At 42.4% G+C, this 19,314-nt stretch carries 21 protein-coding genes; 12 read left to right on the forward strand and 9 right to left on the reverse strand.

Annotated elements, in window-relative coordinates; all coding sequences use genetic code 11:
- Positions 1-30 precede the first annotated feature (30 nt).
- The 3 genes from QR722_RS00235 to QR722_RS00245 all read right to left on the reverse strand — a co-directional run bounded on the left by QR722_RS00235 (position 31) and on the right by QR722_RS00245 (position 2,921).
- On the reverse strand, positions 31-1,788 hold the full coding sequence (locus QR722_RS00235) for a DUF885 domain-containing protein (RefSeq protein WP_286284733.1): 1,758 nt from the start codon (positions 1,786-1,788) through the stop codon (positions 31-33).
- Between the two features lie 97 nt (positions 1,789-1,885).
- Positions 1,886-2,209 carry a DUF1820 family protein gene (locus QR722_RS00240; protein ID WP_286284734.1) on the reverse strand — a complete coding sequence of 108 codons (324 nt, stop codon included), beginning with the start codon at positions 2,207-2,209 and terminating at the stop codon, positions 1,886-1,888.
- 142 nt (positions 2,210-2,351) lie between these two features.
- On the reverse strand, positions 2,352-2,921 hold the full coding sequence (locus tag QR722_RS00245; RefSeq protein ID WP_286284735.1) for a TetR/AcrR family transcriptional regulator: 570 nt from the start codon (positions 2,919-2,921) through the stop codon (positions 2,352-2,354).
- Positions 2,922-3,092: 171 nt separating this feature from the next.
- Here QR722_RS00245 and QR722_RS00250 point away from each other — a divergent pair, with 171 nt between their 5' ends.
- Positions 3,093-4,757: a M28 family peptidase gene (locus tag QR722_RS00250; protein ID WP_286284737.1), complete on the forward strand. Its 1,665-nt coding sequence runs from the start codon at positions 3,093-3,095 to the stop codon at positions 4,755-4,757.
- A 112-nt stretch (positions 4,758-4,869) separates the two neighbouring features.
- Here the strand turns inward: QR722_RS00250 and slmA are convergent, their stop codons facing one another.
- Both slmA and coaBC read right to left on the reverse strand, forming a co-directional pair.
- Positions 4,870-5,460, reverse strand: coding sequence for a nucleoid occlusion factor SlmA (slmA, locus tag QR722_RS00255; protein WP_286284738.1), 591 nt, complete (start codon positions 5,458-5,460; stop codon positions 4,870-4,872).
- Positions 5,461-5,508: 48 nt separating this feature from the next.
- Complete coding sequence (coaBC, locus tag QR722_RS00260) at positions 5,509-6,711, reverse strand: bifunctional phosphopantothenoylcysteine decarboxylase/phosphopantothenate--cysteine ligase CoaBC (RefSeq protein WP_286284739.1); 1,203 nt, start codon at positions 6,709-6,711, stop codon at positions 5,509-5,511.
- A gap of 180 nt (positions 6,712-6,891) precedes the next feature.
- Here coaBC and radC point away from each other — a divergent pair, with 180 nt between their 5' ends.
- The 5 genes from radC (at position 6,892) to mutM (ending at position 9,581) form a co-directional block, all read left to right on the forward strand.
- Positions 6,892-7,566 (forward strand): RadC family protein, encoded by a 675-nt coding sequence (gene radC / locus QR722_RS00265; RefSeq protein ID WP_286284740.1) that lies wholly within the window; start codon positions 6,892-6,894, stop codon positions 7,564-7,566.
- A gap of 186 nt (positions 7,567-7,752) precedes the next feature.
- Complete coding sequence (rpmB, locus tag QR722_RS00270; RefSeq protein ID WP_286284741.1) at positions 7,753-7,989, forward strand: 50S ribosomal protein L28; 237 nt, start codon at positions 7,753-7,755, stop codon at positions 7,987-7,989.
- A gap of 11 nt (positions 7,990-8,000) precedes the next feature.
- A complete protein-coding gene (gene rpmG / locus QR722_RS00275; protein WP_235310800.1) occupies positions 8,001-8,156 on the forward strand; it encodes a 50S ribosomal protein L33 in 156 nt (51 codons plus the stop codon).
- A gap of 151 nt (positions 8,157-8,307) precedes the next feature.
- Positions 8,308-8,769, forward strand: coding sequence for a hypothetical protein (locus tag QR722_RS00280; RefSeq protein WP_286284742.1), 462 nt, complete (start codon positions 8,308-8,310; stop codon positions 8,767-8,769).
- Entirely contained in the window at positions 8,769-9,581 is an 813-nt protein-coding gene (gene mutM, locus QR722_RS00285) for a bifunctional DNA-formamidopyrimidine glycosylase/DNA-(apurinic or apyrimidinic site) lyase (RefSeq protein ID WP_286284743.1), read from the forward strand. Before QR722_RS00280 ends, mutM begins: the two co-directional genes overlap by 1 nt.
- 124 nt (positions 9,582-9,705) lie before the next feature.
- Here the strand turns inward: mutM and coaD are convergent, their stop codons facing one another.
- Positions 9,706-10,200 carry a pantetheine-phosphate adenylyltransferase gene (coaD, locus tag QR722_RS00290; protein ID WP_286284744.1) on the reverse strand — a complete coding sequence of 165 codons (495 nt, stop codon included), beginning with the start codon at positions 10,198-10,200 and terminating at the stop codon, positions 9,706-9,708.
- A gap of 164 nt (positions 10,201-10,364) precedes the next feature.
- On the opposite strand from coaD, the gene QR722_RS00295 reads away from it, so the two are divergent.
- The 3 genes from QR722_RS00295 to QR722_RS00305 are packed head-to-tail and all read left to right on the forward strand — an operon-like array spanning position 10,365 to position 13,405.
- Entirely contained in the window at positions 10,365-11,834 is a 1,470-nt protein-coding gene (locus tag QR722_RS00295; RefSeq protein ID WP_286284745.1) for a capsule assembly Wzi family protein, read from the forward strand.
- Between the two features lie 13 nt (positions 11,835-11,847).
- Complete coding sequence (locus tag QR722_RS00300) at positions 11,848-12,642, forward strand: glycosyltransferase family 2 protein (RefSeq protein WP_286284746.1); 795 nt, start codon at positions 11,848-11,850, stop codon at positions 12,640-12,642.
- Positions 12,632-13,405 carry a glycosyltransferase family 25 protein gene (locus QR722_RS00305; RefSeq protein ID WP_286284747.1) on the forward strand — a complete coding sequence of 258 codons (774 nt, stop codon included), beginning with the start codon at positions 12,632-12,634 and terminating at the stop codon, positions 13,403-13,405. Before QR722_RS00300 ends, QR722_RS00305 begins: the two co-directional genes overlap by 11 nt.
- 71 nt (positions 13,406-13,476) lie before the next feature.
- Here the strand turns inward: QR722_RS00305 and QR722_RS00310 are convergent, their stop codons facing one another.
- Together QR722_RS00310 and QR722_RS00315 are read right to left on the reverse strand one after the other, a co-directional pair.
- The gene (locus tag QR722_RS00310; protein WP_286284748.1) at positions 13,477-14,142 is read right to left on the reverse strand and encodes a DM9 repeat-containing protein; all 666 of its coding nucleotides are present in this window, start codon (positions 14,140-14,142) and stop codon (positions 13,477-13,479) included.
- Positions 14,143-14,234: 92 nt separating this feature from the next.
- Positions 14,235-14,978 carry a 3-deoxy-D-manno-octulosonic acid kinase gene (locus QR722_RS00315; protein WP_286284749.1) on the reverse strand — a complete coding sequence of 248 codons (744 nt, stop codon included), beginning with the start codon at positions 14,976-14,978 and terminating at the stop codon, positions 14,235-14,237.
- A 69-nt stretch (positions 14,979-15,047) separates the two neighbouring features.
- Between QR722_RS00315 and QR722_RS00320 the strand changes: the two genes are divergently transcribed.
- The gene (locus QR722_RS00320; RefSeq protein WP_286284750.1) at positions 15,048-16,115 is read left to right on the forward strand and encodes a glycosyltransferase family 9 protein; all 1,068 of its coding nucleotides are present in this window, start codon (positions 15,048-15,050) and stop codon (positions 16,113-16,115) included.
- A 22-nt stretch (positions 16,116-16,137) separates the two neighbouring features.
- On the opposite strand, the gene QR722_RS00325 is transcribed toward QR722_RS00320, so the two are convergent.
- Positions 16,138-17,376, reverse strand: coding sequence for a 3-deoxy-D-manno-octulosonic acid transferase (locus QR722_RS00325; RefSeq protein WP_286284751.1), 1,239 nt, complete (start codon positions 17,374-17,376; stop codon positions 16,138-16,140).
- 272 nt (positions 17,377-17,648) lie between these two features.
- On the opposite strand from QR722_RS00325, the gene QR722_RS00330 reads away from it, so the two are divergent.
- The gene (locus tag QR722_RS00330) at positions 17,649-18,095 is read left to right on the forward strand and encodes a substrate-binding domain-containing protein (protein ID WP_286284752.1); all 447 of its coding nucleotides are present in this window, start codon (positions 17,649-17,651) and stop codon (positions 18,093-18,095) included.
- Positions 18,096-18,097: 2 nt separating this feature from the next.
- Complete coding sequence (locus QR722_RS00335) at positions 18,098-19,279, forward strand: TonB-dependent receptor (RefSeq protein WP_286284753.1); 1,182 nt, start codon at positions 18,098-18,100, stop codon at positions 19,277-19,279.
- Positions 19,280-19,314 lie beyond the last annotated feature (35 nt).

Consider the following 19,314-nt stretch of genomic DNA (forward strand, 5'->3'; position numbering starts at 1 on the left):
CGACTCAAATCAGTTGGTGCTAGTTAATTGCTATAGTTTCTGCTGTTGTTGGATAAACAGCTGCATATTTTCTCTCAACACTGACAAAGGAATAGAACCATATTCCAAAACCGCATCGTGAAATGAACGAAGATCAAATTTATCCCCTAAGGCTTCTTCCGCTTCTTTACGCAGCTTTTTAATTTCGATTTCGCCAATCTTATAAGATAAGGCTTGTGCTGGCCATGAGATATACCGGTCAACCTCAGTGGTGACATTATGTTCTGACAATGCAGTATTTTCTAACATATAGTCCAAAGCCTGCTGTCGAGACCAGCCTTTTAAATGCATACCTGTATCAACGACTAGTCGGCAAGCCCGCCACATCTCGTAACTTAAGCGGCCGAATTCATCATAAGGCGTGGCATAAATACCCACTTCTTTGCCTAAAAATTCAGAATATAGACCCCAACCTTCACCGAAAGCTGAAATATAGGTATAGCGACGTACATTTGGTAAGTCCTGCATTTCACGAGCTAGGGATATCTGTAAATGGTGCCCAGGAACGGCTTCATGTAAGGTTAAAGCAGGAATCGCATATAATGGACGCTTATCTAAAGCGTATGTATTCACCCAATAATAACCTGGCTCGTCATCTCTACGAGAAGAGATATAGCGACCAGTGGTATATTTGGGCGCAATACTATCTGGAACAGGTGCAACGCCATAGGGAGTTCTGGGCAATTTACGAAACAGCTTAGGGAGTTTGGCATCCATCTTCTTGGCGATAAAGGAAGCGTGCTTCAATAACTCTTCAGGAGTTTTAGCGTAAAACTGCGGGTCGGTGCGGAGAAATTCAATGAATTCATTGATGCTACCTTCGAACTTTAATTCATCCACAACGGTTTGCATCTCTGCTCGAATGCGTGCCACTTCTTGCAAGCCGATTTGATGTATTTGGTCAGCAGATAGATCGGTTGTGGTGTAATAGCGGGTCCGATTCTGGTATAGCTGAGTGCCGTTTGGCCAAGTTTTAGCCGCAATATCAGTCTTGGCGTTAGGTATATAGTCAGTAACTAAAAACTGGTAAAAATTACGGTACGCCGTATACACATTATTCTTAATATTCAGCTTTGCTTGCTCGATTAATTGAGTTTTCTGCTGGTCACTGAGATTAAGTTTATCGAGTTGTTTAAATGGCGCATAAAATACACTGTCTTCTACATCACCCTCAAAGTAGCCTTCAACGGACTTCTCAAAGCCTTGCATCACGATCTTTGGTTGCACCATGCCAACTGCCATGCCCTTCTTCATCCATGCAATCTGTTGCGCAAAATAAACCGGAAACTTTTGTAAACGAGACAAATAGTTTTGGTAATCAGCTAAAGTGCCAAACTGAACTGTTTGCGGCAGACCAGCCAAACTACTATGAAAGCCGTACTCCGAGGTTAAAGGGACGTAGTGGTAATTGAAGCGATAATTATCCACATAATCTTGCACCCGATAGATTTGCATTAACAGATTGATTTGCTCAGTGCGCTCAAGCATGGATTTATCGACTTGTTGCAGTTGCGCCAAGAAAGAGCTGAAGCGCTGATTTTGCGCTAATAATGCACTTGGGGATAAATCAGCTAACTGGTCATCATAATCATGGACCCCTTGTGAGGTCGCAAAGACCGGCGAAATCGATAATTCGTATTGCCAAATTTGCGCCATTAAATCCGTAAGCTTTTGTTGTTCAGAAGCACAAGCGGCAACACTACTAAGCAATACAGCAGTTAGTAAAAAAATTTTTTTGATTACACGCATCATCAGTTTCTAGTTATCCATAGGGCGACACAGCTTAAGATAAAAAACAGAGTAAACACAACTTTTACAAGGCCAATACTGTCAAATATGCGTCAGGTTAGTTTTTTGGAGTATATATAGGACTGGGAAAAGCAGTCACTTTGTCTGACAGTTCAGAAATTTTCGCTGTACCCTGCTTTTTCACCTGATCAATTCTCAATACACTGTGCATGGGAATATAAGTGTGAGTGACGTCAGCAAATTCAGCTTTAAGTTTTTCGTGGCTTGGATCCAACACCAAACTAGTATGAGTATCCCAAACAAAATCGCCAATTTCGACGAACCCGAACATACTACCTTGACTAACTTCTCTAACATACAGCTCGTAACGTTCTCCGTTACTAACAAACTGTACTCTAAATAAGTGCTGTTTGTTTGACATACAACCTGCTTGAAAATAATAAATCCCAGCTGTGGATTCTATCCATAACCGACCTAAAGACCAAGAGATTTGACAGAAAGAAACTCAACGAGGGCTACCTCAGACAGTATTTCTCAACAGTATAAGAATAACCATTCCTGTATTATAACGCCAGCGGCGCTAATAATGCTTTAGTTGCTAAATGCAATTCATCTGTGTCGCCGGCAAGAATGGCATTGACCGCAAAGCCTTGTACATAACTGGTCAGTTGCAATGCTGTGGATTCAATGTCTATCGTTCCCCGTAGTTGATTAGTCTGTTGGGCTTTTTCGAGACAACCGATAAAGTCAATTTGCATTCTATCGAGATAATGACGACCAATATCTCGAACTTTTTCATCGTCGAAACCCAATTCAGTGATGATATTAATTAATAAGCAACCTCGGCCCTTAACCTGTGAGACATATTCATCGAAAAAATCTTGAATGGACACCAAGCCTCGATTGTCTTCCAGGTGGGAAAACGCTTTGGACAAATGCTGCTGTTGATAATGAGCGAGTACGATATATAAGAATTGTTGTTTTGAGCCGAATTCTAAATAAAAGCCACGGCGATTAAAATCCGTTCTGGCAATAATTTCATCCATGATGGCGCCATGGTAGCCGTGTTCAAGAAAAACTGCGATGGCTTGTTCTAGAACTGCTTCAACATTATAAAGGGCTTTACGAGGCATGTATTCTCCGTATAGATGATTCGATATAGTGAAACATCTTCTGATTCATGCTCTAAGAACACGTATTCTTACAGATTAGCTGAGTATTTTTAGGAGTCAAGCTGGAAAATAGCCTTGCTTTGGCATAGTGTAGCGCCGTTTATTATAAACTTGGCAAATTGGAAACCCGAAATGAAAATCAAGTTAGTCTGTTTGACGTTGTTGTCAGCCTGTTTTTTAGCCGCCTGTCAAACCAATTCAACTGCATCACGAAATGCAAATATCGCTGCTGAACAAGCACAAATAAATCGGCTGCAAGCGCACCTATATTTTTTAGCAGATGATCTTCTAACTGGCCGAGATACCGGTTCTGAAGGTCACGAAATTGCTTCAAAGTATATTGAGTCAGAATTTAAAAAGTACGGATTACAGCCTGCGGGAGATGATGGTACTTATTTCCAGAGAATTGCCTTCAGACAAGCCTTTCTGGACCAAAGCTCACCAAAACTGACTCTTCACACTAAGCAAGGCACCACTGAACTGCATTATCCACAAGATTTTATCGCATATGCTAATACGGGTCTTGAGCAGAGTATCACCCGTGGTGATCTAGTCTTTGCTGGGTATGGAATAGTCGCACCTGAGCTTAATCATGATGATTATGCCGGACTCGATGTTAAAGACAAAGTAGTCGTCGTGCTGTCGGGTAAACCCGTGTCCTTTCCCAGTGAAGAAGGCGCGCATTTTGGTTCAACAACCGAGAAAAAGAAGCATGCGATTGCCCATGGTGCGATTGGATATATTACGATAAGCACTCCTTTGTCGGAAAAAGTGAAACCTTATCAAAATGCTTTGAATTTTCTACATGTGCCAAGTGTTCGGTTTTTAGACCCTCAAGGTCAGCCTGTTAATGCTTTTGCACAGTTAGGGGGTGGAGCCTTATTACATAAAGATGTTGCTGAGCAAATATTTGCTGACGCTCCTATGAACCTAGCAGCCATTTACGCCTTGTTGGAAGAAGATAAAGCGCCCAAGGGCTTTGACTTACCGCTAAGTATTGAATTGACCACTAAAAATGATTTTAAACAGGTTTCAAGCCCCAATGTGGTTGGCGTGTTAGCAGGTTCAGATCCTGACTTAAAAAATCAGTATGTGGTGTACAGTGCCCATTCAGATCACATTGGCTTTGCCAAAACAGTTAAAAAAGACAAAATTAATAATGGTGCCATGGACAATGCAAGTGGCACATCAGTGATGTTAGAAACGGCTAGATTGTTCAGTGAACTGTCCATCAAGCCTAAGCGATCGATTTTGTTCGTGGCGGTAACCGGTGAGGAGAAGGGCTTGTTGGGCTCTAAATATTTTGCCCAACACCCTACTGTGCCGATTCAAAATATTGTCGCAAATGTGAATTTAGATATGCCAATTTTGACTTACGAGTTTGGTGATGTCATTGCGTTTGGGGCGAATCATAGTGATATGCAAACCTCAGTCGCTCAAGCCGCTAAAAATATTGGTATTGAGCTAAGCCCCGACCCTTGGCCTGAATTGGCTTTATTCACCCGTTCTGATCACTATAGTTTCGTGCAGCAAGGCGTGCCGTCGGTATTTTTGGTGCCAGGTTTGAAATCAGCAGATCCAGAGGTCGATGGCAGTAAGCAATTCCAAGGCTTTTTAGCCACTCATTACCACAAACCCACTGACGACTTAAACCAAGTGTTTAACTGGCAAGCAGCTAAAAAGTTCACGGAAGTCAACTTTCAAATTGGCCTAACATTGGGAAATCAAACTAAGCGGCCTGAATGGAATCAAGGAGATTTCTTTGGCGATGTGTTTAGCAAAACTACTAATAAGTAATGATTGGTCAGCTTTCAACAAGTATAAATTGCTGAAAAACTAATTAATCATCAGCAATCATTGTTCAAATTGAGACAATGATTGCTGAGATTGATTTAGAGGAACGCTCAGTTTATGAAAAAAATTGTTTACTGATAAATTGCCACGTTTCTTTGAAGTTTTCGGTAGGGCGACGCTTAAATCCACTGCGGATAAATAAATTAATCCGGCCGTCCGTATAACAAATTAGCATGTTTGCCACTATACCTTCATCAGTCGGCAACGTTTTACCTTCTCGAAGTTTGCGTTCACGCAATATCTGTTTTAACTGGGTTTCTAATCGCTCAAAGATTTGAGCAATTCGACCGCGTAATCTTTCCTGCTCACCCATCAAGGCGTCGCCGTTTAAAATCCGCGTAATACCGGGGTTTTTTTCTGAAAAACCAAGAATTAAATGCAAGATAAGCTGGATCCGAATGGCACTGTCTTTCTCTTCGGCCATTATTTTGTTGATCCGTGAGAACAGGGTTTCTTCAATAAACTCAATCAGTCCTTCAAACATGCGAGCTTTACTGGGGAAATGACGGTAAAGCGCAGCTTCAGATACACCAACTTCAGCTGCAAGTTTGGCCGTGGTGATCCGTTGTCCTGGATTACTTTCTAACATGCTGGCGAGGCATTGAAGAATCTGGGCTCGGCGATTGGGGCGTTTTGTGGCAGGCATTATTGATGTCTCCCTGTCATTAAGACCATCATATTTGTATATTCGGTTCTAAGCATGTTTTTCATTATAATTCTGTGAAATTAAAAGCATTAACTGCATGGCCAGTTGACCTTTATCGGCAACGGCCAAAGATTTTTCACCATCTTTCCAAAAAACACTTAAGGCATTTTGGTCACTGTTGAATCCGATGGTTCGGTCGGAGACATCATTTGCGGCGATCATATCAAGATTTTTACGCTGTAGCTTATCTTTAGCGTAGTGGCTAACATCTTGGGTTTCAGCCGCGAAACCGACAGTAAAAGGTGCACCTTTTAAATTGGCAACATCAGCTAGAATATCAGGGTTTTTAATAAAAGTAAGCGTTAACTCTTGGTTGTGTTTTTTAATCTTCTGTCCAACGCATTCCACTGGGCGATAATCGGCTACCGCGGCACAGCCAATAAATATATCTGTTTCTGCCACCGCTAGCATAACGGCTTGATGCATCTGCTGAGCGCTTTCCACTTTGACTAAATTTACCCAAGCTGGAGTGTCAAGTGCTACAGGACCGCTAATGAGTGTGACCTCTGCACCTAAAGCTTTGGCTGCGCTAGCCAGCGCATAGCCCATTTTTCCCGAGCTATGATTGCTAATGTATCGAACGGGGTCGATGGCCTCGCGAGTCGGGCCGGCAGTAATAACTATACGTTTACCCTTTAACACTTGGGCGGCTTCCGGCTGTGTCACTAAGCTGGCTAAGTATTGTGGCTCTGGCATTCTACCAGGCCCTGTATCACCGCATGCCTGCTCACCGGAGTCTGGCTCGATTATCTGAATGCCACGCTGGGTTAAGGTTGCAAGATTCGCCTGAGTAGCCGCAGCGAACCACATTTGCTGATTCATCGCCGGAGCAAGATATACTTTTGCGCTGGTGGCTAAATAAAGGGTTGATAAAAGGTCGTCGGCCAAACCATGAGCAAGCTTGGCTATACAATTGGCCGTTGCTGGTGCGATCAATAAAATATCAGCCCATTTGGCTAATTCTATATGACCCATGGCCGCTTCTGCGGCGGGGTCGAGTAAATCAGTCGATACAGGATTGCCAGACACCGCCTGCAAAGAAAGTGGGCTAACAAATTGCGTCGCAGACTCGGTTAATACTACTCTAACCTGAGCCCCTGTAGCAGTAAGCTTACGGACTAAATCAGGAGCCTTATAGGCAGCTATACCGCCACTTACCCCTAGTAATATATTGAGTTTTTTAATGGTCATATCGTGTGAAATTTTGTACAGCTAGTCGCTTGGCTAATATGGTTTATACTATCCATACTTAACCCCTAAGATTTGTATCCTGACATAATATTGGCCTGTTCAGCGATCATTTGCTAGGTTTAATTAGTCAGTTGGGAATAATTGACCAGAAAATTAATTACTTTATTCAGGCAGGGAAGCATGAAATTATCACAATGGCCAGAAATGGAACGGCCACGGGAAAAACTCCTATCTTTAGGTTGTTCAGCATTGAGCGATGCAGAACTATTAGCTATTTTTTTACGCACAGGGCTACCCGGATTGAGTGCCGTGGATCTTGCCCGTGGCTTGTTGCAGCAATTTGGTTCTTTGCGAGGGCTTTTTGCCGCTAATCAGATTGACTTTTGCGCGAGCAAAGGACTTGGCAGAGCAAAGTATGTTCAGTTGCAAGCCGTCCTTGAGATATCTAAACGATATTTCGCAGAGTCTCTGCAACGAGAGCATGTGTTTGACAGCGTCACCAATACTAAACACTATTTACTCAGCCAGTTAAGAGATGAGCCCAATGAAATATTTGCGGTTTTATTTTTAGATAGCCAGCATCGTCTGATAGCGTTTAAAAAACTATTTCATGGTACTATCAACGCGGCGAGCGTATATCCTAGAGTAGTGTTGCAAAACGCCCTTAAATTTAATGCTGCTGCATTGATATTAACCCACAATCATCCTAGCGGAGTTGCTGAGCCTAGCCAGGCAGATAAACATATCACCCAGCGGATTTGCCAGGCATTAGAATTAATTGATGTAACCGTTTTAGATCATATAGTAGTAGGTGATGGAATATGCGTATCCTTTGCCGAGCGGGGTCTAATCTAGGGCGTTAACCAAACAAATAGCCCGCCAGATCGAGGATTAATTAACAGATCTTTTCTGATAAAAACCTTGATCCTATAAGCTATTTACTGTATAAAGTGCGCCCTCTTGTCACTACCGTGAAGCGGATAGTGTGATTTATTGCCGTTAATAGGCAGATTGTTAAAAGTTGTTTTGGAGACAAATACGATGTCCAGAGTATGTCAAGTTACTGGTAAGCGTCCAGCGGTAGGTAACAACCGCTCTCACGCGAGAAACGCGACCCGTCGTCGCTTTTTGCCAAACCTTCAAACCCACCGTTTTTGGGTTGAAAGTGAAAATTGTTTCGTTAAATTGCGCCTTACGCCGAAAGGCATGCGTATTATAGATAAGAAAGGTATTGATACAGTTTTGGCTGATATCCGTGCTCGTGGCGAGAAAATCTAAGGAGCTCTATCATGCGTGATAAAATCAAATTAGTTTCATCAGCGGGTACTGGCTACTACTACACCACTGACAAGAATAAGCGTAATATGCCTGGCAAAATGGAGATCAAAAAGTTTGATCCTAAAGTTCGCCAACACGTTATGTTCAAAGAAGCCAAAATCAAGTAAATATCTGCTTGTTTTGTCTCCCGAAAAACCCGGTTTTTGCCGGGTTTTTTGCGTTACCCTCCGATTCCATGACAGCCGTTTCTAAAAACACTATAATCCCTGCACTTTATTGTTAGCATAGCTCCTCTTAATTAGTGAATACTCAAAAACTATGATTAGACTATCTAGAAAGGCGTGGAACAATGTCATTATTTTCGCCATGATATTAATGATCCTGCTATTTAATACCACTAACAATATCTTGACCGGGAGCAGAGAAGAGTCTCAATTACACCTGCTGCCAGAACACTCAATGCTAATGACCTTGCAAATGCCAGAGGTGAATATTGAGCGCATCGGACAAGGATGGCGTACAGTGCCGACTAAAGCGTTTGATGAAACCCAGTTACAGGCTTTGGCGCAAAAGTGGCAGAGTAGTCAAATGGTTGATTACAGCGGTGCTTTGCCCGCAGAAATGCCGGTGGTAGTGATTGCGTGGTTAGCCAGTGAAAATAGTGGCAGGGTGTTTCAGCTCTACCCAAACGGCCAAGATACCTTAGTCTTGTATCAGCAAAAAATGTATCAAATAACAGATACTAGTCTCGAACAACTCATTCTATCAGAGAGCAGATAATGCCAGAGTTACCAGAAGTCGAAGTCAGTCGTCTTGGGATCACGCCTCATATGGTGGGGCAAACCATTGATAAAGTGGTGGTTCGTAATTGGCAGTTAAGATGGCCAGTTCCCGACGAGGTGCATTTAGCCCAGGGGTTGGTGATCAATAGTATTCGTCGTAGAGCCAAATACTTAATGATTGATACCGATGCAGGAAGCATTATTCTTCATTTGGGCATGTCAGGTCGTCTCAGAGTCAATCCTACTAATACACCACTACAAAAACATGATCACGTAGATGTGCAACTTACTAATGGGCAATGTCTACGTTTTAATGACGCTAGGCGTTTTGGTGCCTGTTTGTGGCTTGACAGCAGCGAAGAACAACATGCCTTGTTTGCCACCCTTGGCCCAGAGCCCTTGACTGATGATTTTGATGCCCAGCGATTAATCACCCTGTCTAAAAGCAAGCAGGTGGCGGTAAAGAATTTTATCATGGACAATAAAGTCGTGGTGGGAGTGGGAAATATCTATGCGAATGAGTCTTTGTTTATTGCTGGAATCGATCCAAGAAGAGCGGCGGGTAAGGTAAGTAAAAAACATTATCAAGCCTTGGTGCCGATTATTAAGGATGTATTAGCTAAAGCCATCGAGCAGGGTGGAACAACTTTGAAAGACTTCGTTCAGGCGGATGGAAATCCAGGTTATTTTGCTCAACAACTGATGGTGTATGGGCGAGCCAAGCAACCTTGTGTTACTTGTGAAAAACCTATTGAATCAGTCGTGATTGGCCAGCGAAACACTTTTTTCTGCTCGAACTGCCAGAAATAATCCCTCAGCGTAGTGAAGAGCGACATACCCAAAGTATGCGCCAGACGGCTGAACCAAGTCAGCTTGCTTAAACTTAGCCAGTTTGGGGCGCAGTCTGGCAGCAACAATCACCCAGCTAGGTTGGTTAACTTTTGGGGTACTTATGAAATTTTTCGTACAGAGCTTGTTGCACAACTGGATGACAAAACCCATCAACCTGACCACGATGCATAGCCACTTCTTTGACCAAAGTAGATGAGATGAATGAATTTTCCTCGGCAGGGGTTAAAAATACACTTTCCAACTTGGGATTCAAACGGCGATTCATATTGGCCAACTGAAATTCATACTCAAAGTCTGATACCGCTCGCAGCCCACGGATCAGAATAGTTGCTTCTAGGGTGTCAGCAAAATCCGCTAATAATCCAGTAAAGCCAATTACATCCACGTTATCTAAATGCGCAGTTACTTTCTCGATCAACTCCACTCGTTCTTCTAGGCTAAATAGCGGCTTTTTACTTGGATTTGATGCAATACACACGGTTACAGAAGAAAACATGTTGGCCGCGCGTTCAATTAGGTCAGCGTGACCATTAGTGATAGGATCAAAAGTGCCCGGGTAAATAGCTTTTTTATGCATCTAACAACTCAGTACGGTTCAATATTGTAATCCAACAGCTTATAATAACCGCGCAAATAAATCCAAAGTTGATTGGAAGTTCTGCAAAACTGTGGCATTTGACATCAGTTGTTCACATTGGATATGAAATTGGAAAAATACATCTATCAAAGGAGTGTTGCCTAGTGCCCCGAATTACCTTGCTGTTAGTTATCTTTGCAGTATTTTTTTACAGCAACACACTCAAAGCATCACCCTGGGTAGGCACTATCGACCCACAACTGCACTATGATGTGCAAGTGCTAACAGAATTTGGCTATTTAGATACCACAGCCACCACCTTTCCGTTACCGTGGAAAGGGATAGCCAAACAACTCGAAAGGTTGAACTTAAGTGGCATGCCAGACACTGCAAAGGTGTCAGCTAAAAGACTGATCCATTACCTGATTTTACAAAAGCGCAATACTACCTTTTCCTCTGTCACCGCTTATGGTGCAACTGAACGTAGCCGCTTTGCGAGCTTTGACGGTCAACAAGGTGAAAAGGCGCGGATGAAATTCAGTACTGAAACTCGCTACAAAAGACTGGCTACAAAAATATCAGTAAATTTAGAGCCTAACGGCGAAAAAAACTATGACCAGAGCTTCCTAGCGGTGCAATTAGGAGACTGGAATTTACGTGTGGGATCTATTGATCAATGGTGGGGGCCCGCCCACTCAAATAGCCTGTTATTCTCAAACAATGCACGCCCCATTCCTACCTTAGCCTTATCACGATCTACATCTGAGCCCTCTGAATCCCCTTGGCTTGGCTTTTTAGGTCCTTGGTATGCAACTGCTCAAGTTGGTCAGTTGGAAGATAGCCGAGATGTGCCTGATGCGAAAATTTGGGCCAGTCGCTTTGTCAGTAAACCCGTTAACGGCTTGGAATTGGGATTATCGTGGATAGCTGTTTGGGGCGGCGACGGTCAACCTGATCGTTTCCAAGATATTTTTAAGGTACTGACGTTTCATAAACGTTGTGCCCAAGACATCATAGAATGCACCGATGACCAAAAAACCCATGTAGGCAGTCATTTACTAGGAATTGATTTCAAATACACTTTCAATATTGCTCAGCAGCCGTTTAACCTTTATGCCCAATACATAGATGAAGGCGACTCTGGAGAATTTAATGTTGCCAACAGTGCCAATAGTTTTGGTATCTCGACATATTGGTATGGCGCCAAAGTTTATTTGGAAAAAAGTGATACTAATGTCTCCTGTGACAACGCTGTGATAGATGTAACGAGTTGCTTTTATGAAAGTGGTACCTATTCTTCAGGGTATCGATATTATTCGCGGGAGTTAGGTGATAACCGCGAATCTGACGCTGATATGCTAAGTTTAGGGGTACTCAAACACTTCGTCGATGGCGATGTGATAGAAGCGTCCATCCGGCATATCCGAATCGATGACGCAGAAATTTTTTCACGAAACTTAACGAGCTTGAAAGGTATCACTGAAAAAATCACCCAAGTCAGCGGTTATTACCAAACTGTATGGGGTGATTGGCAATTGAAAGTAGGTGCAGTACTTGATTCTAGCAAGGTTAATCAACAAGGCACGGACCATGACCTGATGGTATTTTCCGAACTTAAATATAGTCTGTTATAAGCGAACCAAACTGATGCAAAGGCGTAAAATATCTTGTTTTTTGATTGTCTGTAACGAAGCTGATCGCATTGAGGCTAGTTTGAAACCCCTCGCCGGCTGGGTAGATCAGTTAATTGTTCTCGACTCTGGTAGTACAGACGGTACAGTTGAAATTGCTGAAAAATACGCTGATAAAGTCTACCAAACTGATTGGCCAGGTTATGGCCCGCAGCGTAACCGTGCTTTAAGCTATTGTGAGCATGATTGGGTATTATCCCTAGATGCAGATGAGGTCGTTACCGAAGAACTAAAAGGTGATGTAGACAGAGCATTGTCAGACCCCGATTTGACAGCTAATTTTATTAAATTTCCGTGGCATACTTATTTATTCGGCAAGCCCTTAAAACATGGTCGTTATTCTACTCCCCAAGGTAAATTATTTTTAAAAACAGGCGCGAAATTCAAAGATAGAAGCGTGCATGAAACTCTTTTAATGCCTGAATTCAAAACAATTACTCTGAAAGGACCGTTATTGCATTATTCGTGGCGAGATTATCAACACGTAATGGATAAGCATCTGAAATACGGTGTTTTAGGTGCAAAAGATAAGGCACTAAATGGTAAAAAAGGCACAATCGTTTACGCTTTTTTCAGATCTTTCGTGGATTTTTTCCAGCAATATATTCTACGTCTAGGTTTCCTCGACGGTCAACGCGGGCTACTAATGGCTGTTATCCTTAGCCAATATGCTTTTCACAAATATGCTGCGTTGTGGACTTTGACGGCCAAAAGTAGCCCAAATAAGATAAGACAATCTAATGACGAATAATAATTCTCAAGTTTTTGCACCTTTAAACAGTTTTTTTGATCACGTTTATGTTTTGACTTTGGACGATGCAGTAGATCGACAAGAAAATGTCAAAAAAGTATTAGAAGGGCTCAATTGGTCTTTTTTCAAAGCTACAGACAAGAGAAACCTCGAACCCGAAAAGTTTGAAGAGAATAATATATATGACGATGTTCGTCATAAAAGTACTAAGCGCACAACGCGTTCGATGAAGACCGGTGAAGTGGCCTGTTCTCTATCTCATGTAAGAATGTATCAAGATATGTTGGACAAAAATTATAAAAGAATTTTGATTCTTGAAGACGACGTACTGCCTGAATATGATTCTTTAACAAATTTTAATAAAATAATACAGCAACTTCCTGATAATTGGGAAGTGCTCATGATGGGTTATTACGGTGAAAAACCGCCAACTATCAAGTATCGCTTCCAGCAAGCAGTTTATAAACTTTTTCATCACGTCCATCTATTTAATTGGCATAAAGTGCCGATGAAATGGATAGACGAAATTTGTCTTTCTGACTACTCGGAGGATTTGTTTGAAATTGGAAAAGTACTCGGAACACATGCTTATGCAATTAATCAGTCTGCAGCAAGAAAATTCATCGACTTTCAAACTCCAGTAATATTGCAAGCTGACAGAATCTTTAACTATTATAAAGCTCAAAACGAGTTACAAGCATTTGCCTTGAAAAAGACCATGTTCACTTTGTCTGAGTTGAGTAAAGAGTCGTCGATCCAATAAACAAGCTAAATAGATAAAGCCCTCTTCAACTAATAGAACAGAGGGCTAAAAGATGTCAGACAATATCAGGCCTAACGCTCTTGACTTCCGGCACCAGGATTCCCTGTTCCTGCACCTGATCCGCCAGTCCCCCCAGTACCGCTACCATTATTCTTGATTAAAACGTACATGTCTTTAAATGGTTCATATAACCCGTAGTCTGGCTGAGAAATTGGAGCATATTTTCCTCCATAATAATCATAATAACACCCTTCCCTTGAAGGTAGGTATTTGCCGTGGGTCTCAATGGTGGTATTACCTGATTGAGTAATTATTTTGCAGTGAAAAACGTAGTTATCTTCATCCCAACCACCATTAGTAACACCATAAGCAGCAATAGTTGAATTGTCCTGGGCTGCGTTTTGATTTGTTATCGGTAACCAACTATAATTATCTTGTTTCAAAACATAGAAGTCAGCGTTTCCATATCGATCTCCTTTCCATTCCACCCAGCATCTTCTATCAATAATTTTTCCGGGCACTTTTCTATCAGTCGTGTCTGTGCATAGATATGATGTTTTAAGTTGCCCTTGTTCAGAAGCATTCACTTGCATTGCATTATAGTAGGAAGGAAAATATTCACCATCCATGTCTAACGCGCTCAACCTGACATAGTCTCCAAATTCTACGGCTAATGCTGAATTAGAGAGTATCACTACCCCAGCTAATAGAGTTTTAAACGTTACTATCTTTATCATATTCCATTTTCCTTGTTTAAAAAAGCACTCCCTATCGGGTGTTTTTTTACCCTGTAATGGTGTGGTGAGAATGTCAATATTCAGTACTAATTTTAATTTAGTGAGGTAAATATTTTGGAATTGGAAGCTTTATATCCTTCGATAATATAATTCCAAGCATGTTCTTCAAAAAAATATTTTACATTCATTGCGGACTCTTTTTGTAAAGAGCGATGCAGTCTGTCCAAATTATCCTGCTTCCAATGATCGCCGGGCTTTACTGTACATTTGTCAAAATCAATCAACCAAACCTTATTGTCTTTGTCGAGCATGATGTTATGAATATTGAGATCATGATGGTAAATCTGATGCTGGTGGAATTGGGCAATGGTTTTGCCAATGCTTGTCCATACTTCATTGCTTAGAGTATGCTTGAGGAGGTGATGATGGACATCTTGCGCATTCGGGATTTTTACAGTTATCAAATCCGCTCGATAGTAACCCCAATGCTTAGTAACTCTGGCCGCCGCGGGAGTAGGAGCTGGGAGACCGAGTTTACGGATATGGCTCAGCAAGGCTTTCTCTTGCCATGCTCTAGTATTCGCAATTCCGGTAAACAGGTATTGGTCATTGAGGATTTTGCCGACTAACCCTCCACGCAGATAGTGACGCAGGACAAACTCATGCTGATGTTCTTTAAAAAAATAAGTTGTCCCTCTGCCCACGGAACTCCCGATTAATGCCTGTTTCTCTCGCCAATAAGAGGCATCAAAGGTGCTGGATGAAACCTCAGGCAAGTAGACAGGATCGAACCAAATCGTTTCGTATTTAGTACCTGTGGGTTGTGCCGATGTCATCTAATCTCACTTTGGCTCTTGTTAATTAGGCTAAAGTGTAATGAAATTACGCACACTTTACAGCATCTGATGAATTCCTTTATTTTGAAAATCGAAAAACTGTGTATTTTACGCCTTTCAGCAATTGGCGATGTGTGTCACGCAGCAGCCATGGTAAATCGCATTGTGCGATATGCGCCTAACATTGAGATCACGTGGATCATTGGCAAAGTTGAATACCAACTGTTAAAGGACATGTCTAATGTACGCTTTATCGTATTCGATAAGAAATTAGGAAAACAAGCTTATCAGCAATTGCAGCAGTCATTAGATGGACAATGTTTTGATGCCCTCTTCGTTATGCAAGTTGCGTTTCGAGCCAACTGGGCTGCAAGGTTAATCAAAGCTAAACGTAAAATAGGTTTTGACTGGGCGCGCAGTAAAGAACTGCATTGGTTATTTGCTAATCAACGCATCGCAGCTCAGCAGCAGGCCCATGTACTAGACGGGTTTATGGGCTTCGCTGATGCACTGGGAGTGCCATCTATGCACCCCGTCAGTTGGAATATGCCGTTAGCCGAAGAGGACGATCTTTGGGCTAAGCAACAACTACAAGCCCTTGGACGATATGCGGTAATAAGCCCCGCCGCTAGCAACTCGGATCGAAACTGGTTGGCCGAGCGCTATGCACAAGCCGCTGATTACTTGCATGCCAAAGGCATAAAGGTCGTGCTTTGTGGTGGGCCTGCTGAAATTGATAAACAATTGGGTGCTGATATTCAACAACAAAGTCAGCACATTACAGCCAGCTACATTGGCAAAACTAGCCTAAAACAAATGTTAGCCTTGTTGAAATATGCTGACTTGGTTATCGCACCAGACACCGGGCCGGCACACATGGCCACTACTGTCGGCACTCCGGTTATAGGCTTATACGCACATAGTAACCCAAGACGCACAGGCCCATACAACAGTCTAGAATACGTGGTGTCAGTCTATGATGAGGCTATCCAGAAGCAACGGGGAAAGAAATGGCAAGACTTACCTTGGGGCGCAAGGGCTAAAGGCGCAAACTTAATGGCGGGAATCACAGTTGAGGCTGTATGCGCAAAAATTGACAAGCTATTGCTGACTATAGCTGATAAAAAGATTGACTAACCTTGCGATTATTTGTGCAGCTTTAAAGATTTAATGAAGGCTGTGTTTTGGTAATGATAGCTAATGTATTGACTATGGCGCCGCGATTTTGTGTTACTACAGCTTTGCCAGCATTGCCTGCCAACCGGCGGCTTGGCTCATCAGTTAGCCAGGTTATACATCTTTGCGCAATTTGCTCTGACGTTGCCACCCTAACTAGGTTTCCTTCTGCAGCCAAGGTTTGACAAATTAGCGGATTATTAAACACACTGCTACCCATAATAACGGGAACACCCACGGCTGCAGGCTCTAAGGCATTGTGCCCCCCTCGTGAAGCAATACTCCCTCCCACAAAAGCAATAGATGCGTGTCGATATAAATCACTGAGGATGCCCATCTGATCAATTAAGACTATATGTTCTTGATTTGTCATCTGGCGAGATTCGGAAGAGCGCAGGGCACCAATAGAGGATTGTTGGCAAAGCTCATACACTTTTTCAAAGCGCTGTGGGTGACGGGGCACAATCATCAATATCGCGTCGCTAAAGCGCGCAAGTATTAGTCCGAAAGCTTCTAAAAGAATTGACTCTTCTGGTTCGTGAGTGCTGCCTGCGATAATAAGTGGACGCTGCTGAATGCCTAACTTTGCTATTAATTCGTCTGAAACCGTTGATTGCGTGGTGCTCATATCGAACTTAATGTTGCCCGTCATAGTCAGTCGATCTTTGCATACGCCTAATGATTTATAATTTTTAAAGTCTCGTTCAGATTGGGCGCAAACATGCTGCAAGCTTTGCAGCATCGGCTCTACAATGGCTGGAAACTTGGCATAGCTGCGCGCTGATTTGTCAGTCATTCGACCGTTAACTAAGGTAACGGGTATCTTTAACTTATGGCACTCTCGCAACATGTTAGGCCACAACTCAACCTCTATCACCAATACGTGCTTAGGTTGTAGGCCCTTTAACAGTCTTCTCATCATCCAGCCCAAATCTATCGGCAAATAAAGATGTTGCACCCGTTCACCAAGCAATGACTTTAGATGTTTCGCGCCTGTGGGCGTGGTAGTGGTGACACACACTTTTAATTTGGGGTTGCGTGCTAAGCACGTTTTGATTAGACTCGCCGCGACTGTCACTTCGCCAACGGAAACGCAATGTATGAGTAAATCTGTGGGGCCAATTTCAGAGCTGAAATAACTGAATCTCGATAGTCTTTGGCAGTCAAATTGAGGTTTCGACAATAACCGATTGGCAAACCAGTGAAGAAATAAAAATGGCACTAGGCATGCCAGTAAAAAAGAGTACAGCAACAAAGCTAAGCGTTGCCTAAATGACAGAATGATAGGGGCTGAGTGTAAAGTTGATTGAGACATTTTGGTAATTAATATACTCTGTTTCTATGCTTAAAAAAATCCGCTGCTATAAATAACCACATAACCCAATAAATTACGCTAACTCATTCATTTAGGCCAATAATAAACTAAAAATGATGGCGCAGGTTTTAAAAAGTTAAACTAGTCTTAGTATTTGGAAAATTCCAAAATAGTGAAAGGTGAAAGGATTGATTGCTAGACTGGCTAAAGTCGTTCTAATTTGGATGACTTTTTTAACCACTACCAGCTTTGCTGATGAGCAAAACGTCACAGTTTTAGTTCATCCGAGTGTGTCGACTGTGCAGTTGACCGATGCTCAATTACGCAAAATTTTCTCTATGCGCCAAACTGTATGGCCCAATGGTACCCCCATAGTCGTATTCGTGCGCGGCCCTCAAACTCCTGCCCATTCAATTTTATGTAAAGAGGTTTTAAAAATGTTTCCTTATCAAGTAGAGCGCATCTGGAATAAGCTAGCCTACTCAGGATTAGGAGATAAACCAACAGAAGTCGAAAGTGAGAGCGAAATGCTCAATAAACTTAGTAGCACACCAGGCGCTATAGGCTATGCACTAGAAGCCCATCAGGCTGACGGATTAAAACACGTGACAGTGATAGGAGATTAGTGATGAAAAAATTATTCGCCTACCTTGCCTTTATTTCTTATTTTTTATCTGTTTCTTGCAGCGCAGAAAAAGAAAGTGGTGATTTTAACTGGCACGGTTTTATAGCCCAAGGTGTGATCCAGGCTAAACATACGAATTACATTGAAGACGATGGCGATGTGTCACTGAAATTATCTGAGCTGGGATTAAATGCTTCTTACAATATAAGTTCTAGATTACGGGTCGCAGGCCAAGCGGTGTACTTAAGTGGCGGTAATCGTTATCCAGAAGGTGCCCGTATTGATTATCTCTTTCTAGATTGGAAGGTGGTAAATAGCTTGGATTGGCAGCTGGATTTATATCTTGGTAGAGTAAAAAATTATCACTGGTATTACTCCGCCACTCGTGATGTGCCCCACACCAGACCCACCATTATTTTACCTCAATCAGTCTATTTTGATGCATTTAGAGATATTGCCTTGGGAGTGGATGGCGTTGCCATTGCTGCCGCTACGTCCAATCGGTATGGCGATTGGGATATAAACTGGAGTTATGGGAAATCCACCATTAGTAATGAGCAGACCAAAAATTTGGTTGGTGATGCCTCCACAGGAGACACAGAGCAAGATTTCGTCCATCAACTAAATGCCGTCTGGCAAAATCAAAGCTTACGATTAGGTGTGGGCCTGTTGGATTCAAAATTTAAATACAATAAAGGACCGCAAGATCCGTTGTTTGATGGGAATGCTCAAGTGCAGCGTTTGATGCTGCAAGGAAGTTATGAAACACAAAATTGGCAATTTGCTGGAGAGTTATTTAGAGAACGCCTCATTTACCAAAACCTAGTTTTCCCTGGTTTTTTCGAAAACAGCACCTCAGAGGGCGGGTATGCACAAGCTAGATACTCGGTGAATAAAGACATCATGTTGACCGCGCGCCTAGATATGTTCGATCTGAACCGCAAAGACCGAGATGGCAAGAAACGTCAGATGCTGTCAGGGGGACTAGTGCCTGCTTATTTCGGCTATCAAGATCAAGTTACCTTGGGGGCCAGTTTTAATTTGGCCGAAGATTGGCGCATTCTGGCCGAATTTCATCGGGTTAAAGGCGCGGGGCGACTTGCGCCTGTGCTGCAACCTAATACTCTGTTGAATGATAGAAAATATTGGAATATCTGGGGTATTCAGTTGATGTACTGGTTCTAATTGTGAAGACATTTTTCAGTCTCCCCAAAAAAATG

It is taken from the genome of Aliiglaciecola sp. LCG003, assembly GCF_030316135.1.
Lineage (GTDB): Bacteria > Pseudomonadota > Gammaproteobacteria > Enterobacterales > Alteromonadaceae > Aliiglaciecola.